General features: G+C 71.9%; 21 protein-coding genes. 14 read left to right on the top strand and 7 right to left on the bottom strand.

Features of this window, described 5'->3' with window-relative positions; all coding sequences use genetic code 11:
• Positions 1–255: 255 nt before the first annotated feature.
• The 5 genes from ABD329_RS24620 (at position 256) to ABD329_RS24600 (ending at position 3,954) form a co-directional block, all read left to right on the top strand.
• Positions 256–1,071, top strand: coding sequence for a phosphatase (locus tag ABD329_RS24620; RefSeq protein WP_198282217.1), 816 nt, complete (start codon positions 256–258; stop codon positions 1,069–1,071).
• A 129-nt stretch (positions 1,072–1,200) separates the two neighbouring features.
• Entirely contained in the window at positions 1,201–1,410 is a 210-nt protein-coding gene (locus tag ABD329_RS24615; RefSeq protein ID WP_014053989.1) for a helix-turn-helix domain-containing protein, read from the top strand.
• A 128-nt stretch (positions 1,411–1,538) separates the two neighbouring features.
• Positions 1,539–1,637 carry a 30S ribosomal protein bS22 gene (locus ABD329_RS24610; protein ID WP_003948845.1) on the top strand — a complete coding sequence of 33 codons (99 nt, stop codon included), beginning with the start codon at positions 1,539–1,541 and terminating at the stop codon, positions 1,635–1,637.
• 212 nt (positions 1,638–1,849) lie between these two features.
• Positions 1,850–2,893, top strand: a complete 1,044-nt coding sequence (locus ABD329_RS24605; protein WP_137978961.1) for an NAD-dependent epimerase/dehydratase family protein — start codon at positions 1,850–1,852, stop codon at positions 2,891–2,893.
• A 14-nt stretch (positions 2,894–2,907) separates the two neighbouring features.
• Positions 2,908–3,954, top strand: coding sequence for a lysophospholipid acyltransferase family protein (locus ABD329_RS24600; protein ID WP_037955294.1), 1,047 nt, complete (start codon positions 2,908–2,910; stop codon positions 3,952–3,954).
• A 241-nt stretch (positions 3,955–4,195) separates the two neighbouring features.
• Here the strand turns inward: ABD329_RS24600 and ABD329_RS24595 are convergent, their stop codons facing one another.
• The 4 genes from ABD329_RS24595 to ABD329_RS24580 all read right to left on the bottom strand — a co-directional run bounded on the left by ABD329_RS24595 (position 4,196) and on the right by ABD329_RS24580 (position 8,299).
• On the bottom strand, positions 4,196–5,440 hold the full coding sequence (locus ABD329_RS24595) for a DUF5667 domain-containing protein (RefSeq protein WP_344316899.1): 1,245 nt from the start codon (positions 5,438–5,440) through the stop codon (positions 4,196–4,198).
• A gap of 217 nt (positions 5,441–5,657) precedes the next feature.
• Positions 5,658–6,464 (bottom strand): ECF subfamily RNA polymerase sigma factor, BldN family, encoded by an 807-nt coding sequence (locus tag ABD329_RS24590; protein ID WP_198281763.1) that lies wholly within the window; start codon positions 6,462–6,464, stop codon positions 5,658–5,660.
• Between the two features lie 516 nt (positions 6,465–6,980).
• A complete protein-coding gene (locus ABD329_RS24585; RefSeq protein ID WP_198278641.1) occupies positions 6,981–7,904 on the bottom strand; it encodes an HAD family hydrolase in 924 nt (307 codons plus the stop codon).
• 116 nt (positions 7,905–8,020) lie between these two features.
• Positions 8,021–8,299 (bottom strand): glutaredoxin family protein, encoded by a 279-nt coding sequence (locus ABD329_RS24580; RefSeq protein WP_198278640.1) that lies wholly within the window; start codon positions 8,297–8,299, stop codon positions 8,021–8,023.
• Positions 8,300–8,650: 351 nt separating this feature from the next.
• Between ABD329_RS24580 and ABD329_RS24575 the strand changes: the two genes are divergently transcribed.
• The 6 genes from ABD329_RS24575 (at position 8,651) to ABD329_RS24550 (ending at position 15,973) form a co-directional block, all read left to right on the top strand.
• Positions 8,651–9,454, top strand: a complete 804-nt coding sequence (locus ABD329_RS24575; protein ID WP_198278639.1) for a redox-sensing transcriptional repressor Rex — start codon at positions 8,651–8,653, stop codon at positions 9,452–9,454.
• Positions 9,451–11,010, top strand: coding sequence for a glutamyl-tRNA reductase (gene hemA / locus ABD329_RS24570; protein ID WP_198278638.1), 1,560 nt, complete (start codon positions 9,451–9,453; stop codon positions 11,008–11,010). The genes ABD329_RS24575 and hemA overlap by 4 nt, the downstream gene beginning before the upstream one ends.
• Positions 11,007–11,996 carry a hydroxymethylbilane synthase gene (gene hemC, locus ABD329_RS24565; RefSeq protein ID WP_198278637.1) on the top strand — a complete coding sequence of 330 codons (990 nt, stop codon included), beginning with the start codon at positions 11,007–11,009 and terminating at the stop codon, positions 11,994–11,996. Before hemA ends, hemC begins: the two co-directional genes overlap by 4 nt.
• Positions 11,993–13,657 carry a bifunctional uroporphyrinogen-III C-methyltransferase/uroporphyrinogen-III synthase gene (locus tag ABD329_RS24560; RefSeq protein ID WP_198278636.1) on the top strand — a complete coding sequence of 555 codons (1,665 nt, stop codon included), beginning with the start codon at positions 11,993–11,995 and terminating at the stop codon, positions 13,655–13,657. The genes hemC and ABD329_RS24560 overlap by 4 nt, the downstream gene beginning before the upstream one ends.
• A complete protein-coding gene (gene hemB, locus ABD329_RS24555; protein ID WP_198278635.1) occupies positions 13,654–14,658 on the top strand; it encodes a porphobilinogen synthase in 1,005 nt (334 codons plus the stop codon). The genes ABD329_RS24560 and hemB overlap by 4 nt, the downstream gene beginning before the upstream one ends.
• 322 nt (positions 14,659–14,980) lie before the next feature.
• Positions 14,981–15,973 carry an aldo/keto reductase gene (locus ABD329_RS24550; protein ID WP_198278634.1) on the top strand — a complete coding sequence of 331 codons (993 nt, stop codon included), beginning with the start codon at positions 14,981–14,983 and terminating at the stop codon, positions 15,971–15,973.
• Positions 15,974–16,089: 116 nt separating this feature from the next.
• Here ABD329_RS24550 and ABD329_RS24545 read toward each other — a convergent pair whose 3' ends face one another.
• Positions 16,090–16,380: a sodium:solute symporter family transporter gene (locus ABD329_RS24545; RefSeq protein ID WP_425574376.1), complete on the bottom strand. Its 291-nt coding sequence runs from the start codon at positions 16,378–16,380 to the stop codon at positions 16,090–16,092.
• Entirely contained in the window at positions 16,380–17,000 is a 621-nt protein-coding gene (locus ABD329_RS24540; RefSeq protein WP_198278633.1) for a nucleoside/nucleotide kinase family protein, read from the bottom strand. The genes ABD329_RS24545 and ABD329_RS24540 overlap by 1 nt, the downstream gene beginning before the upstream one ends.
• A 334-nt stretch (positions 17,001–17,334) precedes the next feature.
• Here ABD329_RS24540 and ABD329_RS24535 point away from each other — a divergent pair, with 334 nt between their 5' ends.
• Positions 17,335–18,288 carry a hypothetical protein gene (locus ABD329_RS24535; RefSeq protein WP_198278632.1) on the top strand — a complete coding sequence of 318 codons (954 nt, stop codon included), beginning with the start codon at positions 17,335–17,337 and terminating at the stop codon, positions 18,286–18,288.
• A gap of 177 nt (positions 18,289–18,465) precedes the next feature.
• Positions 18,466–19,347 (top strand): D-alanyl-D-alanine carboxypeptidase family protein, encoded by an 882-nt coding sequence (locus tag ABD329_RS24530; protein WP_198278631.1) that lies wholly within the window; start codon positions 18,466–18,468, stop codon positions 19,345–19,347.
• A gap of 85 nt (positions 19,348–19,432) precedes the next feature.
• On the opposite strand, the gene ABD329_RS24525 is transcribed toward ABD329_RS24530, so the two are convergent.
• Entirely contained in the window at positions 19,433–20,020 is a 588-nt protein-coding gene (locus ABD329_RS24525; protein ID WP_198278642.1) for an AMIN-like domain-containing (lipo)protein, read from the bottom strand.
• Positions 20,021–20,235: 215 nt separating this feature from the next.
• Between ABD329_RS24525 and ABD329_RS24520 the strand changes: the two genes are divergently transcribed.
• A complete protein-coding gene (locus ABD329_RS24520; RefSeq protein WP_344316897.1) occupies positions 20,236–21,726 on the top strand; it encodes an alpha/beta hydrolase in 1,491 nt (496 codons plus the stop codon).
• Positions 21,727–21,744: the final 18 nt, after the last annotated feature.

Raw genomic sequence — 21,744 nt, 5'->3', positions numbered from 1 at the left:
GCGGCTCCCGCCGGGCATCGTGATGCAGCAGACTCATCCTCACGGCCTTCGTGCTGGACGTGTGTGTTCCTTGGTCGGAGCACATGTTCAGACGAAGGCCGCTTCGATGTATGCCGGATACCGAACCGAGTGATCAAGTTCGACGCACCATTCGACGCCAGACGTTAAAGATCAAGCTAGCGGCCGTTAGGCCAACCGTGGGGTCTGCCCGCGTATCCGGGCGGCAGACGGGGTGGGTCCGCCAGCATCGGTGGTGTGTTGAGCACCGCGGCGCTGCGCGCGCATCTGCTGGCGGCGCGGCTCGCCGGGCCCGTGGCCACGAGCCGGGAGGAGAGCCTGCGCCGCTATCGGCTCTTCGTGGCCCGGGACCCCCGGGTGCTGCTCGGGCTGGAGCCCGAATACGACTGGTCCTTTATGGAATTGCTCGGCCTGATGGGCGAGAAATGCGGGGTTTCGGTCGACCCGACCAATGTTTCGGGGCCGGATGTGATCGATCCGGAGCTGACGATCGCCGCGCTGGACGCCTTCGCGGACCGGCTGCGGGGCGCCGCCCGGGACCGGCTCCCGGTGCTCCTCGGCACCGGCCATCCCCACCGTCTCCTCGGCTTCTACGCCGCCTTGGCGTCGGCGCTCTCGGCGGCGGGCTGCCGTGTCCTCACTCCCGCGGAGGGTAGATGTATCGACATAACGACGCGATTCGGCGTACGTACTCACCGGCTCACCTACGTACGGGGTGTCGCGATGGTGCGGGCGCCCGGCGCTCGCCCGACCGCGAGTGAGCCGGGCGCCCACAGCCATTCGCCGCTCCCGGTTCGGGTCGCCCTCGGCTGTGCCGCGGAGTCCGGCGGGCCGCTGCCGGGACTGGTCATCGGGGACCATGGATGGGTCTGCGGAGCAGGTCAGCTGGGCTTTGAGGCCATCGGGCCAGGGGACACGGACGACCCCGCGCTGTTCGTCGGGGAGGCCGAGGGGCGGGTGTCCGTCGCCGTTCCGCTTGATGACGGTGTGCGGTCTGGTTACTACCGGCCGATTACTCGCTATGTACTCAATCGAGCGTGTCTGTCACAGTAGGCGTCCGATCGCTACTCCTCTTCCCCACTTGCATCACCCGCCCCTAACCTGGGGTGGAGCGCGCATGCGACAAGGAGTCACCGGAGGGGAAGCCGGTGCCCGACATGTGCGGAAGGTTCAGGTGTTGTCATGGCTGCTGGCGAACGGCCTCTGAACGAGGTTCAGTTTCTGACCGTGGCGGAAGTCGCCTCGGTGATGCGAGTGTCCAAGATGACCGTGTACCGCTTGGTGCACAGTGGTCATCTGCCGGCGATCCGGGTGGGCAGGTCTTTCCGGGTCCCAGAGCAAGCGGTTCATGAATACCTCCGCGAATCGTATGTGGGGGTGGAGTCCGCCTAGGCCGTTTCCGAGCCCGGGGAGGACCCTCGGATTACGTGGTTCGCTCGGCGCCGGGTAGGCTGGCCCGATGTAGGTCGTGTGGGCTCGGACGCCCCGCACCGAGTGAATCGAAGTGAGCGAGGGTAGTCGTGGGCTCTGTTATCAAGAAGCGGCGCAAGCGGATGGCCAAGAAGAAGCACCGCAAGCTGCTCAAGCGCACGCGCGTCCAGCGTCGCAACAAGAAGTAAGCAAGCGACGCTGTGTTCGTCCCGCAGCCCTTCCACCACCGGTGGGAGGGCTGCGGTGCGTGGGCGGCAGCGGCCTGAAGCCACGTTCGCCCCTCCGGCCCCGGCTTAAAAGGTCGCACCGAGCGGCGAGTGGTCATCACAGCGCAAGATCGAGCGGTTACGGTGTTCGGCACAGCCCAGCTCGGACGAGGGTGGGAAGGAAGGCGCTGATCTTGGGAAAGGTCGTGCTCGTCACCGGAGTCGCTCGCCGGCTGGGAGGCCGTTTCGTCCGGCGCATACAGCGCGAACCCGATGTGGAGCGGGTGATCGGCGTGGACGCCGTACCCCCCGAACACCACCTCGGCGGCGCCGACTTCGTCCGGGCCGATATCCGTCATCCCACGATCGGGAAACTGCTCGCCGAATACGGCGTCCACACCGTCGTCCACATGGATATCAACGGCACTCCGCTGGGCGCGCGCGGCAATCGCGCCTCGGTCAAGGAGACCAATGTCATCGGCACCATGCAGCTGCTCGGCGCCTGCCAGAAGGCCCCGTCGGTGCAGCGGCTGGTGGTGAAGTCCAGCACCAATGTGTACGGCTCGGCGCCCCGCGACCCCGCCGTCTTCAGCGAGACCACCCCGCCCAAATCCCTCCCCAGCGGCGGCTTCGCCAAGGACACCGTCGAGGTCGAGGGATATGTCCGCGGTTTCGCCCGGCGCCGCCCCGATGTCGCGGTGTGCGTGCTGCGCTTCGCCAACATCCTGGGGCCGTGCGCGGACTCCCCGCTCGCCGAGTACTTCGCGCTGCCGGTGCTGCCCACCGTCATCGGCTACGACCCGCGGCTCCAGTTCGTCCATGAGAAGGACGCCATCGAGGTGCTGCGGATCGCGGCCTCCGAGCCGCGCCGGTCCACGCTCAACAGCGGCACGTTCAACATCGCCGGAGACGGGGTGCTGCTGCTCTCCCAGGCCGCCCGGCGGCTCGGCCGCCCGACCCTGCCGCTGCTGCTGCCCACCCTGCGCTGGGCCCGCACCGCGCTGCGGTCCCTCGGCATCACCGACTTCTCGCCCGAGCAGATCCGGCTGCTCACCCACGGCCGGGTCGTGGCCACCACCCAGATGCGCGAGACCCTGGGATTCGAACCCGAGCACACCACCGCCGGCGCCCTCGCGGACTATGCGCACAGCCGTGGCCCCGGGCTGCTCCCGCCCGAGACCCTCGCCCGTACCATCGACCGGCTCGCCGCGCTGCTGCCCGCCGGCGCCCAGCCTTAAGGAGCGCAACCACCATGGCGGACGCCAAGGTCATTCCGTTCGGTGAGGAACCCCGGTCGTCCCGGAGGAAGGTCCCCCGGCTGGGCCGCGGCGGCCGCTCCCAGGGCTCGCTCAAGCCCGTACCGCAGCAGCGCGACGAGGCGCTCGAGCAGCGCCCCCAGACGGCGGCCGCGGCCGTGCCGCCCCTGCCGCCCGACCCGCCCAAGCCCGCCCCGGGCAGCGGCGACTGGGAGCGCAAGCTGGCCCACGGGCTGAGCTTTCTGCGCCGCCGGATCACCGGGGACTACGAGGTCGACGACTTCGGCTACGACCACGATCTGACCGAGCAGGTGCTGATGTCCCTGCTCCGCCCGCTGTCCGACAAGTACTTCCGGGTCGAGGTGAAGGGGATCGAGAACATCCCCGACAGCGGCGGCGCGCTCGTCGTCGCCAACCACTCCGGGGTGCTGCCCCTGGACGGGCTGATGCTCCAGGTCGCCGTGCACGACAACCACCCGGCCAAGCGCCATCTGCGGCTGCTCGCGGCCGATCTGGTCTTTGTGCTGCCGGTCATCAACGAGCTGGCCCGCAAGGCCGGACACACCCTCGCCTGCGCCGAGGACGCCCAGCTGCTGCTGGAGCGCGGCGAGGTGGTCGGGGTGATGCCGGAGGGCTTCAAGGGGATCGGCAAGCCGTTCTCCGAGCGGTACAAGCTCCAGCGCTTCGGGCGGGGCGGCTTCGTCTCGACGGCGCTGCGCGCGGGGGCGCCGATCGTGCCGTGCTCGATCGTGGGCGCGGAGGAGATCTACCCGATGGTGGGGAACGCGAAGACCCTGGCCCGGCTGCTCGGCATTCCGTACTTCCCGATCACGCCGACCTTCCCGCTGCTCGGGCCGCTGGGCGCGGTGCCGCTACCGACGAAGTGGACCATCCAGTTCGGCGAGCCCATCCCCACCGACGGGCATCCGCCGGAGGCGGCGGACGACCCGATGCTGATGTTCAATCTGACCGACCAGGTACGAGAAACGATCCAGCACACGCTCTACAAGCTGCTCGTCCAGCGGCGGTCGGTGTTTTTCTGACGGCCACCCGGCCGGGGCCGCGATGTGGCGCGGCCACCCACCGCCCGACGGACGGAGTCCGGCGCAGCCGACCGGAGCTGGGGAGGCCCTCCAGGGCCGAGCCATGCGAGGGTGGCCGGAAGGGGGGCCAAGCTGCTTGTCCAGTGGCGGTCGGTGTTTTTCTGACGGCTACCCGGCCGGGGCCGTCGACGGCTTTGGCCTTGGGGGTGGTGCGCGCCGCGCACCCACCCCCAAGGCATTTTCACCTCGTGTCGTCGCCGTCGATGGTCAGGCCCGGCAGCAGGTCCGGCAGCAGCGGGGGGATCGTGATGTCCGGCTGGGACGGCTTGCCGCCCTGGTCAGCCTTGCCCGTGGACGGGCTGGGGCTCGATCCGCCGCCGAGTGGCGGGTCCAGCAGATCGCCCGCCCCGCCCACCAGGCCGCCGCTCTGGCTGTGGGTGCTCGCCGAGGACGACGGGTGCGGGCGGGGGGCCGCCTTCTCGTCCGTGCGGCTGCCGCTCGGGGTGGCCGAGGCGGACGCCGGGCGGCCGTCCTCGCCCAGCCCGCCCGCGCGCTGCGGCGCATGGCCGGTCTGCGGGCCGGACTGGGCCTGCTGCTCCTTCTTCGTGGGCAGCAACGCCCGCAGCGGACCGACCTCTTGGTCTATGGCGTCGAAGACCGAGCTCACCTCGTCGCCGACGTCCATGAGCTGGACCGGCAGCCGCTCGCGCAGCCGGCTCCAGCCGTCGCGGTGGGCCTGCGAGAAGGTGGACAGTTGCTGGATCGGGCCGAGCGAGCCGTCGCGCTGATAGACCTGGTGCAGCAGCCGGTGGCCCTCGGAGGCGTCATGGCGCATCCCGGCCAGGGCCCGGCGGATCTCGCCCAGCGAGTCATGGTCCAGATCGCCGGTGCGGGTCCGCTCCATCAGGCGGCGCGCCTCGCTCATCCGCGTGGACGCCTGGTCCAGATAGATCCGGCCCCGGTCGGCGTCGCCGTCCGCCATCTCCAGCTTGAGGTCTTCCATACCGCGCTTGAACCCGTAGAGGGTGTCGCCCGGCAGCGCGTTCGAGCTGGCCGCGGCGACGCCGCCGAACGCGCCCGCCGCCACGCCGACCGTGAGCCCCCCGGCCGCGAGCCCCTTGGACCAGCGGGAACGGGGGCGGAATCTTGCCACCGGGGGTTTGGCCCGGTGGGCGCCGCTGGGGCGGCGGCGCTGCTCGGGCACGCGCGGCGCCCCCTCGGCGAAGGCCGCCTCCATGGCGGCGAGCAGCTGCGCCCGCTGGGTGGCGCGGACCTCCGGGTTCAATGTCGGTGCCGGCAGCTCGCCCAGCCCGCTCGCCAGGGCCAGCAGCCGTCTCCGCTCGGCGCTCTCCGCCGATGGGGAACCTGGCTGTTGCTGCGGCGTCTTGTCCTGGGCGGCCTGATGGTTGCTCTCCAGGGCCTCCAGGGCCTCCAGGGCCTTGGCGAAGGCGTTCGCCCGCCGGTGTGCCGATACGTTCGCGATCACAGGCGGCACCTCCTCTCGTCGTGACGGTCGACTCCCCAGGACACCCGAGGGTTCCGTGCCATGCGCGCGTCCACCCGATCGAGTGAGTGGATCACTGGCAGGGTACGACCACAAGGCGCCTGCATCCCCCACAACGAGCGGCGCAGCACCCGGGTTACGCCCTCCCCGAGGGCCCGCCCGGCGGGCGGACGGACCGTGGCCGGGAGGCTACCGGCGGTCAGCGGGCGTCGTCCGGAAGAAGCCGGGCCAGCGTGCGTACGGCCCGGTACTGAAGCGTTTTGATCGCGCCCTCGTTCTTCCCCATGACCCGGGCGGTCTCGGCGACCGAGAGGCCCTGGAGGAAGCGGAGCGTCACGCACTCCTGCTGCTGCGGGTTGAGCTTTCGCACCGCCTGGAGCAGGGCGGCGTTGGACAGCGATTCGAGGACGGAGTCCTCGGGGCTGCGCTCGACCTCGTTGGCGTCCAGCATCTCGCCGGTGGTGACCTCCAGCCGGAAGCGGCTGGACTTGAAGTGGTCGGCGACGAGGTTGCGGGCGATGGTCACCAGCCAGGCGCCGAAGTCGCGGCCCTGCCAGGTGAAGGTGCCGATGCGGCGCAGGGCGCGCAGGAACGTCTCACTGGTGAGGTCCTCGGCCGTGGCCCGGCCGCCCACGCGGTAGTAGATGTACCGGTAGACCGTGTCGGCGTACTGGTCGTAGAGCCGGCCGAACGCCTCGGCCTCCCCGGACTGGGCGCGCTCGACGAGGTCCATCATGCGGCGGCTGTCGCTGTCGGCGCCTGGGCGCCGGGCGGTGGGGGTGGAGCCGCGGGAACGTCTGCCGACCGCGGCGCCGCCGTCCGCCAGGGCGTAGCACGGACCGGCCTGGCCGGGGCGGTCGACCGTGCCGACGGCAGGGCTGACGGGCAGTGGGGTGGCGAGGGCGGGGACGGCATACGCGGTGGGGACGAAGCCGCGCAGACAGTCGAGGACCGTTGCGCGCAGCGTAGCCAGGCCCGAGGCGTCAACCCCGACGTGTGGGTACACGGGACTCCCAGAGGCAGAGCTTCCATCACGTGCAGTACGGGACCGTCACCCGCCGTAGGGACGCGTGGGTACCGGTTTGCGTCTAAGGAGAATAACGCTTCGTACAGGCGGCACTACACCCAGTTGCTCAAATCATCGTTTCCGTTCGCTCTGTTATGGATTGATGACGCATCAAGTATCGAACGTGTACCGCCAATTGATCGGAACCGTTCGTGGATTGTGCGATTGTGTGGCGTGTTGTGACAAAGCGGCGGTAAGGGGACTGGCGGGGGCGCTGTGGGGTAGGAAGCGCGGAATGACCGAAACAGGGCGGGCGCGTTCGGTTGGTGACGCTGTGTATCGAGGGGTGCGTCGTCACGGAGCGCGATCGACGGTCAGGCTTGACCGTCCTCGGTCACGGTCGTACGCAGGCGGTCAGCGCCGCCCGAACGAGGCACTCCGGAAGGGGCTCAACGGGAGGTCAGGCGGGGGTCGGGGGCGACGCCAGGGGGGTGAGCCGGCCTCGGCCGCCGGTGGTCAGCGGCGCCGGCGGTGCAGGGCAACGGCGGCCGCCGTGCCGCCCGCCACCGCGCCCACCCCGGCCGCCGCCGGGATGCCGATCTTGGCCGCTTTGCGCCCGGTGCGGTAGTCGCGCAGCCGCCAGCCGTGCTCACGGGCGTGCCTGCGCAGCCGGGTGTCCGGATTCACCGCGTACGGATGGCCCACGATCGACAGCATCGGGATGTCGTTCGCGGAGTCGCTGTAGGCCGCGCAGCGGGTCAGGTCCAGCCCCTCGGCCCCCGCAAGCGCCCGTACGGCCTCGGCCTTGGCCGGGCCGTGCAGCGGCTCGCCGACCAGTCGGCCGGTGTAGATGCCGCCCACCGACTCGGCCACCGTGCCCAGCGCCCCGGTCAGCCCCAGCCGCCGGGCGATGATCGTCGCGGTCTCGACCGGTGCGGCGGTCACCAGCCAGACCCGCTGCCCGGCGTCCAGATGGGCCTGGGCGAGGGCGCGGGTGCCGGGCCAGATGCGGTCGGCCATGTACTCGTCGTAGATCTCCTCGCCGATCGACATCAGCTCGGAGACCCGGTGGCCCTTGACGATGGACAGGGCGCTGCTGCGCACGTCCTCCATGTGCGCCGGGTCCTCGACCCCGGCCATCCGGAACCAGGTCTGCTGCCAGGCGAAGCGGGCGAGTTCGCGCTTGCGAAAGAAGTGCCGCTTGTAGAGGCCGCGGCCGAAGTGGAAGAGCGCGGCGCCCTGCATGACCGTGTTGTCCAGGTCGAAGAAGGCGGCGGCCCGCTCGTCGCCGACGACGGGGAACTCCGGTTCGGCGGGGGCCTGTGGTGCGGGGGTTTCGGCCGACGACTTGCGCGCGGCCTCGGCCGATGCCTCTCCGGCGAGGACGCTCCGCTCGGTGGCGGGCTGTCGACGTCGGGTGAACCATCCCAGTGCGGCCATGGGGCGAGCATAGCCAGCGCTCCGGCGCATCCCGTTACGCCCGGGTGTCGGGCCGATTCAGGTTACGCGAAAGGGAGGCGCGCAAGGGGCGAACGGTCCCGGTCCGGGGGCCGTCATCAGCCGCCGAGCGCGGTGCGCAGCCGCTGGGGGTTCACCCGCCAGAAGTCGTGCTGCTCGCCGTCGATCAGCACCACCGGGATCTGCTCCCAGTAGGCGCGGTACAGCTCCTCGTCCTGGGTGATGTCCTTCTTCTCCCAGGGGGTGCCCAGCTCGCCGCAGACCTCCTCGACCACGGCCTCGGCGTTCTCGCACAGATGGCAGTCGGGCTTGCCGATCAGCGTGACCGTGCGCTCGGTGGGCTTCTTCCGCGGGGTGCGGCGCAGCAACGGGCTCATGCCCACAAGTGTGCCCGCCCGCGCGGGCGGGCCGCTTGCGACGAGTTCGGAAGTGGGCTCTCGGTCGATTACGATCGTGGGCGTTTTGTTGCTGTCCGGGGGTAAAAAGGTGAGGAGTGAGGGCCTGTGCTCCCGTCGGCGGCCCAGCGGGGCGAGCGTGCCCGCGGGGAACGGTGCGACGCAGGTAGTGGTTCCGCGGCTGGCTCGATAAGGCGCGTGACACCGGTCACTTTGCACGGACAAAGCGGACACCATCTTTGTGCACGCGTTCACAAAGACATAGCCTGCTGTCGATGGGGCGGTCATGGAACACCCGGCCGCCCACAGCCTCGCTCTACCCGCAGGAGCACCGTGGCAACTGGCCGAACTCACCGACCGGCGACCCGCAGCCGAGGGATCCCCGAGGCCACCGTCGCCCGGCTACCGCTGTATCTGCGTGCGCTGACCGCTCTCTCCGAGCGCTCGGTGCCCACGGTGTCCTCGGAGGAGCTGGCCACCGCGGCCGGCGTCAATTCGGCCAAGCTGCGCAAGGACTTCTCCTATCTCGGTTCGTACGGCACCCGCGGGGTCGGCTACGACGTCGAGTACCTCGTCTACCAGATCTCGCGGGAGCTCGGGCTCACCCAGGACTGGCCGGTTGTGATCGTCGGCATCGGTAACCTCGGCGCCGCGCTCGCCAACTACGGCGGCTTCGCCTCCCGGGGCTTCCGGGTCGCTGCCCTGATCGACGCCGACCCGGCGATGGCCGGGAAGCCGGTCGCGGGCATCCCGGTGCAGCACACCGACGAGCTCGAGAAGATCATCACGGACAACGGCGTCTCGATCGGCGTCATCGCCACCCCGGCGGGCGCGGCCCAGCAGGTCTGCGACCGGCTCGTGGCCGCCGGGATCACCTCGATCCTCAACTTCGCGCCCACCGTGCTGTCCGTTCCGGACGGGGTGGACGTGCGCAAGGTCGATCTCTCGATCGAGCTCCAGATCCTCGCCTTCCACGAGCAGCGCAAGGCGGGCGAGGAGGTCGGCGCCCCCGAGGAGGTCGCGGGGGCGGTGCCACCGCCGCCCGTGGCACCCCATCGAGCGCCCTCCGGCGCCCCCGGTGCCGACAGCGGCCGGCAAGGACCTGACGGGGACGTGCCCGCCGTGATGCCGGCATGAGTCTCCTCGTCGTCGGACTGAGCCACCGCAGCGCGCCCGTGAGCGTGCTGGAGCGCGCCGCCCTGGTGGGGGACGAGCAGGCGAAGCTGGTGCAGGACACCCTCGCCGCCGAGCCCGCCACCGAGGCCACGGTGCTGGCCACCTGCAACCGCATCGAGCTCTACGCCGACGTGGACAAGTTCCACGCCGGGGTCGCCGAGCTGTCCACGCTGCTCGCCCAGCACACCGGCGTCGGACTGGACGAGCTCACCCCGTACCTCTACGTCCACTACGAGGACCGGGCCGTCCACCACCTGTTCTCGGTGGCCTGCGGGCTGGACTCGATGGTCGTGGGCGAGGGCCAGATCCTCGGCCAGATCAAGGACGCGCTGGCGCTGGGGCAGGAGCTGCACACCGCCGGGCGGCTGCTGAACGATCTCTTCCAGCAGGCGCTGCGGGTCGGCAAGCGGGCCCACAGCGAGACCGGGATCGACCGGGCGGGCCAGTCGCTGGTCACCTTCGGCCTGGAGCAGCTGGCCCAGGGCGCGCCGGTCGCGGAGTGGGCCCGGGGCAAGCGCGCGCTGGTGATCGGCGCCGGTTCGATGTCCTCGCTGGCCGCGGCGACGCTCGCGCGCGCCGGTGTGTCAGAACTGGTGATCGCCAACAGGACGTTGGAGCGGGCGCTGCGCCTCGCCGAGTCGCTGGCCCAGCAGCACGCCGCCACCCCGGCCGCGATCGTCCCCGCCGGTGAGGACGCCTCCGCCGGTGCGGGAACCGGCGCGGAGACCGGTGCGGGAACCGGCGCGGAGACCCGTGCGGGAACCGGCGCGGAGACCCGTGCGGAAACGTTGCGCGAGGGCCTGGTGGCCCGCGCCGTGCCCCGGGACCGGGTCGCCGCCGAGCTGCCGCACGCCGACGTCGTCGTGTCCTGTACGGGCGCGACCGGGCTGGTCCTGACCGCCGCCGAGCTGTGCACCGCGCTCGCCCAGCGCGCGGCCTGCCCGCCCGGGGCGCACCCTGCGGGGGCGGACGTCTCGCTGCTCGACCTGGCGATGCCGCGCGACATAGACGCGGCGGCGCACCGGATCGAGGGGCTGCACCTGGTCGACATCGAGTCCCTCGCCGAGGCGGCCGCCGAGCCGTCCGGCGCGCCGGGCTCGTCCGCCGGGGCGATGGCCGCCGATGTGGACAAGGTGCGGACCATCGTCTCCGAGGAGGTGGCCGCCTTCGGGGCGGCCCAGCGTGCCGCGCACATCACCCCGACGGTGGTCGCGCTGCGTACCATGGCGGCGGACGTCGTCGCCAGTGAGATCGCCCGCCTCGACGGGCGACTTCCCGATCTGGACGACAAGCAGCGGGCCGAGATCACGCAGACCGTGCGCCGGGTCGTCGACAAGCTGCTGCACGCGCCCACCGTGCGGGTCAAGCAGCTCGCGAGCACTCCGGGCGGCGCCGGTTACGCGGACGCGCTGCGGGAGCTCTTCGACCTCGACCCGCAGGCGGTCGCCGCCGTCAGCCGCGCCGACGGCTCGGCGCGCACCGCGGAACCGAACGACCCGAAGGGAGGCCGGGCATGAACCGCACCCCCTCACCCGCCGCCTCCGGCGGCGCTCCGCCGCTGCGCCTTGGCACCCGCCGCAGCGCGCTCGCCATGGCCCAGTCCGGCCTGGTCGCGGACCTGGTCGGCGAGGTCACCGGGCGCTCCGTCGAGCTCGTCGAGATCACCACGTTCGGCGACACCTCGCGGGAGCACCTCGCCCAGATCGGCGGCGCCGGCGTCTTCGTCTCGGCGCTGCGCGAGGCGCTGCTCCGGGGCGAGATCGACCTGGCCGTGCACTCGCTGAAGGACCTTCCCACCGCGGAGCCGGACGGGCTGACGCTGGCCGCGGTCCCGCGCCGCGAGGACCCGCGGGACGCGCTGATCGCCCGGGACGGGCTCACCTTCGCCCAGCTGCCGCCGGGGTCCCGGATAGGCACCGGATCCCCGCGCCGCGCGGCCCAGCTGAACGCGTGGGCCCGCTCCTTCGGCCTCGACATCGAGACCGTGCCGATACGCGGCAATGTCGGCACCCGTATCGGCTACGTCCGCTCGGGACGGCTGGACGCCGTGGTGCTCGCCGCCGCCGGTCTGATCCGTCTGGGACGGATCGGCGAGGCGACCGAGCTGCTCGATGTCGACCATGTTTTGCCCGCCCCCGGCCAGGGGGCCCTGGCAGTGGAGTGTGCCGCGTCCGACGTGGCGCTCGCTGCCCGGCTCGCCGAGATCGACGACCCGTCCACACGGGTCGCCGTGACCGCCGAGCGATCCCTGCTCGCCGCCCTGGAGGCCGGTTGCAGCGCACCCGTGGGGGCGCTGGCCGACCTGTTGGGCGACGGTCAGGCTGTCACCGAAATGCGCCTGCGCGGCGTCGTCGGCACGCTCGACGGCACGACGCTGGTGCAGCTGTCCACCACCGGTCCCGTACCCGCATCGCCCAGTGGGGCCGCGGACCTCGGTCGCGTACTCGCCGCCGAGATGCTCGCCAAGGGTGCGGCCGGTCTTATGGGGGAGCGAGCACTTTGAACCCCACCGCCCCGAATCACCCCGGCTGCGGACACGTCACCTTCCTCGGTGCGGGCCCCGGAGATCCGGGCCTGCTGACCTTGCGCGCCGTGGAGGCACTCGCCACCGCGGACGTGTTGATCGCCGACCCTCAAGTGCTCGACGTGGTGCGTCAGCACGTCAGGCCGGGCGTGGCCGCGGACGCTCAGGGCACACCGCGGCAGGCGGACGCCGATGGGTCGTCAGGCACCGCCACCGTCCCCGTACTCAGGGACAGCACCAATCTTGTCATGACGGCCGCGCGCGGCGGCAAGCGGGTCGTGCGCGCGGTCGCGGGCGACCCCGGCCTCGACGGATACGCCGCCGACGAGATGCTCGCCTGCGCGGCCGAGGGCATCGTCTTCGAGGTGGTGCCCGGTGTGGCCGCCGCGGTGGGCGTGCCCGCCTACGCGGGGGTGCCGCTGCGGGACTCCCACAGCGCGGATGTGCGCTTCGTGGACGCCCTGAGCGCCGACGAGCGCTGCTGGAGCGAGATCGGCTCGTCCGACGCGACCGCCGTGGTCTCCGCGACCCTGGAGACGGTGGCCGCCGCCGCGGGCGAGCTGGTGGCCGCGGGCCGCAAGCCGGACACCCCGCTCACCGTCACCGTCGCGGGCACCACCACCCGCCAGCGGACCTGGACCGCGACGCTCGGGACCATCGCCCAGGTGCTGAAGGCGGCGAAGGTACTGCCGTCGCCGCAGGGCGCCCAGCCGGTGATAGCCGTGGTCGGCGAGCAGAGCGCGGCCGGTCGGCGCGATCAGCTGTCATGGTTCGAGTCCAAGCCGCTGTTCGGCTGGAAGGTCCTGGTGCCGCGCACCAAGGAGCAGGCCGCCTCGCTCTCCGATCAGCTGCGCGGCTACGGCGCGGTGCCCAGCGAGGTGCCGACCATCGCGGTGGAGCCGCCGCGCACCCCGCAGCAGATGGAGCGCGCGGTCAAGGGCCTGGTCACCGGGCGCTATGAGTGGATCGCGTTCACTTCGGTCAACGCGGTCAAGGCGGTGCGCGAGAAGTTCGAGGAGTACGGGCTCGACGCCCGCGCGTTCGCCGGGATCAAGGTCGCGGCGGTGGGCGAGCAGACCGCCAGGTCGCTGATCGAGTTCGGGGTGAAGCCGGATCTGGTGCCCAGCGGTGAGCAGTCCGCGGCCGGGCTGCTGGAGGACTGGCCGCCGTACGACCCGGTCTTCGACCCGATCGACCGGGTGTTCCTGCCGCGTGCCGACATCGCCACCGAGACCCTGGTCGCCGGGCTGATCGAGCTGGGCTGGGAGGTCGACGACGTGACCGCGTACCGCACCGTGCGCGCCTCGCCGCCACCGGCCGAGACCCGTGAGGCCATCAAGGGCGGCGGGTTCGACGCGGTGCTCTTCACCTCGTCGTCCACCGTGCGGAACCTCGTCGGCATCGCGGGCAAGCCGCACAATGTCACTGTCATCGCCTGTATCGGCCCGGCCACCGCGAAGACCGCGGAGGAGCACGGACTGCGGGTGGACGTGCTGTCGCCCGAGCCCTCGGTGCTCAAGCTGGCCGAGGCGCTCGCGGACTTCGGGGCGGCGCGGCGGCAGGCCGCGCTCGAGGCCGGGGAGCCGGTCACCCGCCCGAGCGAGCGACGGCCCGGTTCGCGAAGGAGGGCACGCTCTTGAGCATCTCGTACGGCAGCTTCCCCGGTACCCGGCCGCGCCGGCTGCGCACCACGCCCGCGATGCGGCGCATGGTCGCGGAGACCCGGCTGCACCCGGCCGAGCTGATCCTGCCCGCGTTCGTCCGCGAGGGCGTGACCGAGCCGGTGCCGCTCCAGTCGATGCCGGGCGTGGTCCAGCACACCCGGGACACCCTGCGGAAGGCGGCGGCCGAGGCGGTCGCCGCGGGGCTCGGCGGGATCATGCTCTTCGGGGTGCCGGAGGAGTCCAAGAAGGACGCGGTCGGCACCCCGGGCACCGACCCGGACGGGATCCTCCAGGTGGCGATCCGCGATGTGCGCGCCGAGGTCGGCGACGACCTCGTGATCATGTCCGACCTCTGTCTGGACGAGCACACCGACCACGGCCACTGCGGCGTCCTGGACGCCGAGGGCCGGATCGACAACGACGCCACGCTGGAGCGGTACGCGGAGATGGCCCGCGCCCAGGCCGACGCGGGCGTCCACACGGTGGGCCCCAGCGGGATGATGGACGGGCAGGTCCGGGTGGTCCGCGAGGCGCTGGACGGCGCCGGGCACCAGGACGTCTCGATCCTCGCCTACACCGCCAAGTACGCCTCCGCCTTCTACGGCCCGTTCCGCGAGGCGGTGGGCTCCTCGCTGAAAGGCGACCGCAAGACGTACCAGCAGGACCCGCCCAACGCCCGTGAGTCGCTGCGCGAGCTGGAACTGGACCTGGCCGAGGGCGCGGACATGGTCATGGTCAAGCCGGCCCTGCCGTACCTGGACATCCTGAGCCGGATCGCCGACGCCGTGGACGTGCCGGTGGCCGCGTACCAGATCTCCGGTGAGTACGCGATGGTCGAGGCGGCCGCGGCCAACGGCTGGATCGACCGCGACCGCGCCATCATGGAGACGCTGACCTCGGTCCGGCGCGCGGGCGCGGGGATGATCCTCACATACTGGGCGACCGAGGTGGCCCAGCGGCTGAACCGCGGGGAGTAGGTCTTCACACACGCCGTACGGGCCGCATGCGCACCAGGCGCATGCGGCCCGTCGCGGTGGGCGGGTTGCCGCAGCAGAGATGCGCTGCCGGTTGGGTTCCTGTCCGATGACCAGGTGTCGGCGTATGGCAGCTTCCCGGGCGCGGGGGTGGCGGCCTGCCGCCGGTGGACCGCTTCCCCCCACCCGCTCCCGCCGCGCCTGACCCGCCGGCGGGGGCCGGCCCTCCGGCTTGACTTCGAGCGCGCTCCAAGTCCTAGCTTCGGTGGCGTTCGTCAGTGCTCAAGGTACCGCCCGGTCCGCCGGGCAGGAGGAGTATCCGCGCATGATCACCCGAACCACGCTCGGCTCGCCCGGTCTCACCGTCAGCGCGATGGGCCTGGGGTGCATGGGGATGAGCGAGAGCTATGGCGCCGCCGACTGGGACGGCGGCCTGGCCACCATCGACCGGGCCCTGGAGCTGGGCATCACGTTCCTGGACACCGCCGACGCCTACGGCACCGGGCACAACGAGGTGCTGGTGGGCCGGGCCATCCACGGCCGCCGGGACCAGGTGCAGCTGGCCACCAAGTTCGGCATCGACCGCAGCGCCGGCGACCGGGCACGCCGCATCCGCGGTGCCCGGGACTACGTGCTGCGCTCCTGCGACGCCTCGCTGCTGCGGCTGGGCGTCGAGGTGATCGACCTGTACTACGCCCACCGCCCGCCCCAGGACGTGGAGATCGAGGAGACCGTCGGGGCGATGGCCGAGCTGGTCGAGGCGGGCAAGGTCCGCCATCTGGGCCTGTCCGAGGTCGACGGCGAGCTGCTGCGCCGGGCGCACGCGGTGCACCCGATCGCCGCGGTGCAGAGCGAGTACTCGCTGTGGACCCGCGAGGTCGAGGCGGTCACCCCGGTGATGGCCGAGCTGGGGGTCGGGCTGGTGCCGTACTCGCCGCTGGGACGGGGGTTCCTGACCGGCACCCTGGACCGCTCCACACTGGGCGAGAAGGACTTCCGGCGCACCAACCCCCGCTTCGCCGGCGAGGCGGGCGCGGCCAACGAGAAGATCGCGCGGACCGTGCGCGAGGTGGCCGACCGGCTGGGTGCCACCCCGGCCCAGGTGGCGCTGGCCTGGGTGTACGCCCAGGCCGAGCGGCTCGGGGTGGCGGTGGCGACCATTCCGGGCACCCGCAGCCCTGCCCGGCTGGAGCAGAACGCGGCCGCGCTGGAGCTCACCCTGGACGCCGAGGCGCTGGCCGCACTGGATCCGCTGAGCGACCAGGTGATGGGCGAGCGCTACACCCCCGCGCACACCGCCGAGGTCGCTCGGGGCTAGCCCTCCTGCGGGGCAGGGGCAGGGGCAGGGGCAGGGCAGGGAAAGGTGAATCGCCGCCGGGGCGATGCGGCGCCCACCCCTGACATGGACCCGCGTCGAGTAGGGGAACGGCGTCATCACGACGCCGGGAGGACCATCGCGGGGATCGCGCCCAGCCAGTAGAAGTGCACCGCGGCGGCCCCGTACTGGGCGCCGTTGGCCGCGCCGCCGATGATCTCCAGGGCGCCGAGGTTGGCGGATATGAAGGCCAGGCCCGTGATCCAGGCGGGCATGGAGCGCCCGGCGAGGAAGAAGTCACCGGTGGTGTGGACGGCCCGCCTGGTCGTGACGCCGATGGCGGTGATCGCGCCGAAGTAGACGGTGAGCAGGAACCGGTCGACGGCCCCGAGGCTGAGCGCGCCGGTCATCATCGGCCCCTGACCACGAAGTCGGCGGCCGCCCGCCCGGGGGCCACCAGCCGGGCGTTGGCCTCGTCGGAGGTGAGGACGAACCGCTCGGCCTCGTCGTGCGGCTTGCCGAACCGCTCATGGCGCTCGATCAGCCGGCGCACCCGCTCCTCGGTGTCCAGGTCGACCCACCAGGTCTCGTCCAGCAGCTCGCGCACCGGGAGCCAGGGCGCCTCACCGAGGAGCAGGTAGTTGCCCTCGGTGATCACCAGCGGGATCTCCGGCTCCACCGGGATGGTGCCCGCGATCGGCTGCTCGAGCTCGCGGTCGAACCCCGGCGCGTAGACGACCTCCTCGGCGCGCGGCGCCCGCAGCCGCCGCAGCAGCGCGGTGTAGCCGTACGGATCGAAGGTCTCCGGGGCGCCCTTGCGGCCGATGAGGCCGAGTCGGCGCAGCTCGGCGTCGGCGAGGTGGAAGCCGTCCATGGGCACCAGGACGGCCCGGTCGGTGCCGAGGGCGTCGACCAGGTGCTCGGCGAGGGTGGTCTTGCCGGCCCCGGGTGGTCCGGCGATGCCGAGCAGACGGCGGCCGCCTGCGTCGGCCAGGCGCTGGGCGCGCTCAAGGAGCTGCTGGGAAGTCATAAGCGGGCACTTTCGGCGGGTCCGGGGATCTTACGGGACGGGGGAGACGGGGCGGGGTCCTCAGACCGCCGCCCATGCCCAGGAGCACCTGTCGCCGGTATCCGGGAGGTCACCCACCGCCGGTCGCTGCCCCTGGCCCCGCGGGACCTGCGGGTGGTCCTCTCCCCGCCGGCCACCCGCGCGGGCGTCACCGGCGCGGCCCATATGGTCGCGGACGCCCTCTTCGACCCGGTGGCGGTCGGCTCCCAACTGCGGTGACCGCCAACTGTCGTACCCGCGCGCTAGGTTGAGGCCGTTCGCTCCCTTCGCGTTCCTCAGCAGAGAGGCAATGCTCGTGCGCTCACGCACCAGGTGGAGACGTATCGTCTCGTCCGCCGCCACCGGCCTGATCGCGGTGACGGGACTCCTCGGGGCGGTCGCCGCCCCGGCCCACGCGGCCCCGGAAACCGCCGTAGGGGCCGTGACCTCCTTCACGTACACCAGCGAGCGCGGCGACTGGGTCGGCCGGGGTGAGACGGGGTCGTACGCCGCGCCCACCGACACCCTCAAGGCCGTCGGCACCGCCGAGTACCTCACCGTCCAGGTCTCCACCGGCGCCCTGCGGTCCTGGACCATCGAACTCGCCGCGCCGAAGGGCGAGACCCTGCACCCGGGCGTCTACCGCGAAGCCGAGCGCGCCGGATCCCGCACCGGCCGCGCCCCCGGGCTGGATGTCTCGGGCCTCGGGCGCGGCTGCAACGAGGTCTACGGGCAGTTCGCCATCGACCAGATCGAGACGGACGCCTCCGGCGCGGTCACGATGCTGGATGCCACCTTCACCCAGCGCTGCCAGGAAGCCGCCCCCGCGCTCAACGGCACTGTGAAGATCAACGCCCATCCGCTGTCGTACGGCTACACCAGCGACGAGGGCGATCCGCTGGGCGGCGGCCGGTCCGACGTCCACACCGGCTCCACCAGCCTGTTCACCCTCGCGGGCACCGGCGTCGGCCATATCGACGTCGGCGTCTCCGGGAAGCGCCAGAACTGGTCGGTGACGATGGCCGCGCCGGGCGGCGAGGCGGTCGAGGTCGGCAGGACCTACCAGACCACGCGCCTGGGCCTGGACGGCACCGCGGCGCTGGACGTCTCCGGACCGGGCGGCGCCTGCAACGCGAGCCGCGGCGAGTTCACCATCACCGAGCTCTCGCACGACGCGGCGGGCGACATCGACGCGCTCGCGGCCACGTTCATCCAGCACTGTGAGGGCGTCGAGCCCGCACTGCACGGCACGATCCACTACCTGGCCTGACGCCCCCGGCGCGCAGGCGCGCGCCCCGGCGCCCGGGGCGCGCCACCCGGGGGAATTTCCAGGAAATCTCGGCAGAGGGCACATCCATCGGGTCCTCTCGGACGTCTGACCAGGGAGCGGCCCTGTGATGCGGCCGCAGGCCAGGGGCATTTGGAGATATTCACGTTGAAAACCGGCATGAAGGGTCTACGTCGTGTATCCGCGGTCACGATCACCGCTGGAGCCGTGCTGACGGCGGGGGCGTTCACCGCCTCCGCGCAGGCCGCGACGACCGCAAGTCCCACGATCGCCGCCAAGGGCGGGTTCGTGATGAACAACGCCACGGGGAAGAGCCTGTTCACCAAGGCCGCGGACACCCGTCTTTCCACCGGCTCCACCACCAAGATCATGACCGCCCGGGTGGTGCTCGCGCAGTCGAACCTCAACCTGGACGCCAAGGTCACGGTCCAGAAGGCGTACAGCGACTACATCGTCGACAACAACTGGGCCTCCTCGGCCAAGCTGATCGTCGGCGACAAGGTCACCGTCCGCCAGCTGCTGTACGGGCTGATGCTGCCGTCCGGCTGTGACGCGGCGTACGCGCTGGCGGACAAGTTCGGCACCGGTTCCACCCGGGCCGCGCGGGTGAAGTCGTTCATCGGCAAGATGAACACCACCGCCAAGTCGCTCGGGCTGACGAACACCCACTTCGACTCGTTCGACGGCATCGGGCACGGCGCCAACTACTCGACGCCGCGCGATCTGACCAAGCTGGCCAGCAGCGCGATGAAGTACTCCACGTTCCGCTCGGTCGTGAAGACGAAGTCGACCAAGCAGAAGGTGACCACGAAGAACGGCGGCTACCGCTACATGTCGTGGACCAACACCAACAACCTGCTGGGCAGCTACTCGGGCACCATCGGCGTCAAGACCGGCTCGGGGCCGGAGGCCAAGTACTGCCTGGTCTTCGCCGCCACCCGGAGCGGGAAGACGATGATCGGCACCGTCCTCGCCTCCACCTCGGTGGACAATCGCACGAAGGACGCGAAGAAGCTGATGGACTACGGCTTCAGCAGGTAGCCGACGCCCGTGGCACGGCAAGGGGCCTGCCCCGCGAACCCATCGGGTCGCGGGGCAGGCCCTTGTCCTGGCCCCGGCGCGGTGCTCAGCGCACCGCGTTCCAGGAGTGCGCCACGTCCACCACGACATGTCCGTCGGTCTGGAGGACCCGGAACGGCAGCCGTGCGCGCACCCCGAGGCCGACCTGGGTCTCACCCTCGAAGCTGGCGCCGAAGCGGGTGTCCCGGAAGGTCTGGTAGCCGGAGATGTCCACGCCCGGCAGCGGCTTGCGTGCCCGCCCCGGGTACGATTCGGCGCCGCTGCCCGGGTCGTAGCTCGGCGCGGACACATGGATGTCCAGGATCGCGCCGCCGCGGACCGGGATCTCCTCGCCCGAGCCGTCCTGGTACAGCGTGTTCACATACCCCACGCGGTAGCCGACGCGATCGGCGGCCGTGGCCCCCTTCACGTCGAACACGATGCGGTCGTAGCACGCGTGCCGGCCCGTCCTGATGTTCCCCAGCGGTGCGTGTCCCGCCGGCCGGGCCGTCTTCTCGCCGCTGCCCCAGCCGGTCTCGCAGGTCGTCGCCGCCTTGGCCGCGGTCGGCGTGACGGCCCCGGCCGTCCCCGCCGTCGCCGCCAGCGCGCCGCCCGCGAGCGCCGTCGCCGCGAGTGCGGTCCCCCACCGTCGCATGGTCAAGCCCCCAATGGTCCGTTGTCCGTCGATGACAGGTGATTCACGGGGTTGGACGGGCCGGGGCGGTGAGAGGTTGTCCCGGTCCGGGAAATGTGTCCCGAATGCTACGTGCGCGGGGGCACTCATGGCCGTCGCCCCGGGGGTTTTCCCCCGAGCGGGTCGGCCGGTTGCCCGGATGGGACGGGAGGGCCGGTTCGACAAGGCTTGCGCACATGAGACCGATGACCGGCAGAACCGCCGCACTGGCCCTCGCCACCGCCGCCACCGCCTCCCTCCTCGGGGTCGCGTCCGCGAACGCGACCCCGGACCCGCCGGCTGACCGGGCCGCCGCGCTCGACTGGGGCGCCTGCGAGGGCACCGGGCTCGACCCCCGTCAGGAATGCGCCACGCTCAAGGTGCCGCTGGACTACCGCGATCCAGGCGGCAAGCGGATCTCCCTCGCCGTCTCCCGCATCCCCAGCGAGCGGCCGCAGGCCCGCCGGGGCGCCCTGCTGCTGATCCCGGGCGGCCCCGGATCGCCCGGGCTGAATCGGCCCAGCACGCTCGGCAAGCGGCTGCCGAAGTCGGTGCGGGACGCGTACGACGTCGTCAGCTTCGACCCGCGCGGTCTGGGGCAGTCCACGCACACCGGATGCGATCTGAACCCCGCCGATCTCTCGCTGCTCGCCTCCCGCCCCTGGCCCGCCCCCGGCGGGGACATCACGCGGAACGTCACCACCGGCCGCCGTATCGCCGACACCTGCGCCCGCAACGGCGGCGAACTGCTGCGCACCATCAGCACCGTCAACGAGGCGCGGGACATCGACAGCGTCCGCCGGGCGCTCGGCGAGCGGAAGCTGTCCGCGTGGGGCGTCTCGTACGGGACGTACGTGGGCTCCGTCTACGCGCAGCTGTTCCCCGAGCACACCGACCGCTGGGTGCTGGACAGCAATGACGACCCGAACCCGGAGCGGGTGGAGCGCGGCTGGCTGGCCAACTACGCGGTCGGCGTCGAGGACACCTTCCCCGACTTCGCCGCGTGGGCCTCCGCGCCCGACAGCCCCGTCCGGCTCGCCGAGACCCCCGACGGGGTGCGGCGGCGGGTCCTGGAGCTCGCCGCCCGGCTGGACGCGAAGCCGCTGCCGTGGCCCGGCGCCAACCCGCCCGAGCTGAACGGCAACGCGCTGCGCCAGTCCATGCTGGACGCCCTGTACTCCCGGGACGACTTCGAGAGCCTGGCCCGGCTGATCGTCGACGCGGACGCGGGCAAGGTGCCCGCCGATCCACCGGCCGACCCCCCGCAGGACGCCGCGGCCGTGTCCCTCGCGACCATCTGCAACGACGTGGACTGGCCGACCTCCCTGCCCGGTTACGCGCGGGACGTCGCCGCCAGCCGCAAGAGCCACCCGCTCACCGCGGGCATGCCGGTGAACGTCACGCCGTGCGCGTTCTGGCATGACGAGCCGCGGGACAAGCCGGTGCGGATCACGGACCAGGGGCCGTCGAACGTCCTGCTGGTGCAGAACAAGCGCGATGTGGCCACCCCGTACAGCGGGGCGCGGGGCCTCCGGCGGGCATATGGGGACCGGGCCCGGATGGTCAGTGTGGACGCGATGGGGCATGGCGCGGCGTATGTGGAGAACGGCAGCGCCTGCGCGGACCGGAGGGTGACGGAGTTCCTGCTGACCGGTGAGCGGCCGAAGCGCGATGTGCTCTGCCGGTGAGGAACGTGCGGAGCCCCG

Source organism: Streptomyces javensis, from assembly GCF_039525925.1.
Lineage (GTDB): Bacteria > Actinomycetota > Actinomycetes > Streptomycetales > Streptomycetaceae > Streptomyces > Streptomyces asiaticus.
Note: the sequence above shows the minus strand (reverse complement) of the source record. Positions and strands in the feature narration are given on the sequence as shown.

What these genes read in the sequence shown, in the direction of transcription:
- ABD329_RS24615 (WP_014053989.1), top strand. Translation starts at nt 1,201, where the DNA reads ATGGCTGCTGGCGAACGGCCTCTGAACGAGGTTCAGTTTCTGACCGTG.
- hemC (WP_198278637.1), top strand. Translation starts at nt 11,007, where the DNA reads ATGAACCGCACCCCCTCACCCGCCGCCTCCGGCGGCGCTCCGCCGCTG.
- ABD329_RS24585 (WP_198278641.1), bottom strand. Translation starts at nt 7,904, where the DNA reads ATGGCCGCACTGGGATGGTTCACCCGACGTCGACAGCCCGCCACCGAG.
- ABD329_RS24520 (WP_344316897.1), top strand. Translation starts at nt 20,236, where the DNA reads ATGAGACCGATGACCGGCAGAACCGCCGCACTGGCCCTCGCCACCGCC.
- ABD329_RS24545 (WP_425574376.1), bottom strand. Translation starts at nt 16,380, where the DNA reads ATGACCGGCGCGCTCAGCCTCGGGGCCGTCGACCGGTTCCTGCTCACC.
- ABD329_RS24540 (WP_198278633.1), bottom strand. Translation starts at nt 17,000, where the DNA reads ATGACTTCCCAGCAGCTCCTTGAGCGCGCCCAGCGCCTGGCCGACGCA.
- hemA (WP_198278638.1), top strand. Translation starts at nt 9,451, where the DNA reads ATGAGTCTCCTCGTCGTCGGACTGAGCCACCGCAGCGCGCCCGTGAGC.
- ABD329_RS24600 (WP_037955294.1), top strand. Translation starts at nt 2,908, where the DNA reads ATGGCGGACGCCAAGGTCATTCCGTTCGGTGAGGAACCCCGGTCGTCC.
- ABD329_RS24580 (WP_198278640.1), bottom strand. Translation starts at nt 8,299, where the DNA reads ATGAGCCCGTTGCTGCGCCGCACCCCGCGGAAGAAGCCCACCGAGCGC.
- ABD329_RS24550 (WP_198278634.1), top strand. Translation starts at nt 14,981, where the DNA reads ATGATCACCCGAACCACGCTCGGCTCGCCCGGTCTCACCGTCAGCGCG.
- ABD329_RS24530 (WP_198278631.1), top strand. Translation starts at nt 18,466, where the DNA reads ATGAAGGGTCTACGTCGTGTATCCGCGGTCACGATCACCGCTGGAGCC.
- ABD329_RS24525 (WP_198278642.1), bottom strand. Translation starts at nt 20,020, where the DNA reads ATGCGACGGTGGGGGACCGCACTCGCGGCGACGGCGCTCGCGGGCGGC.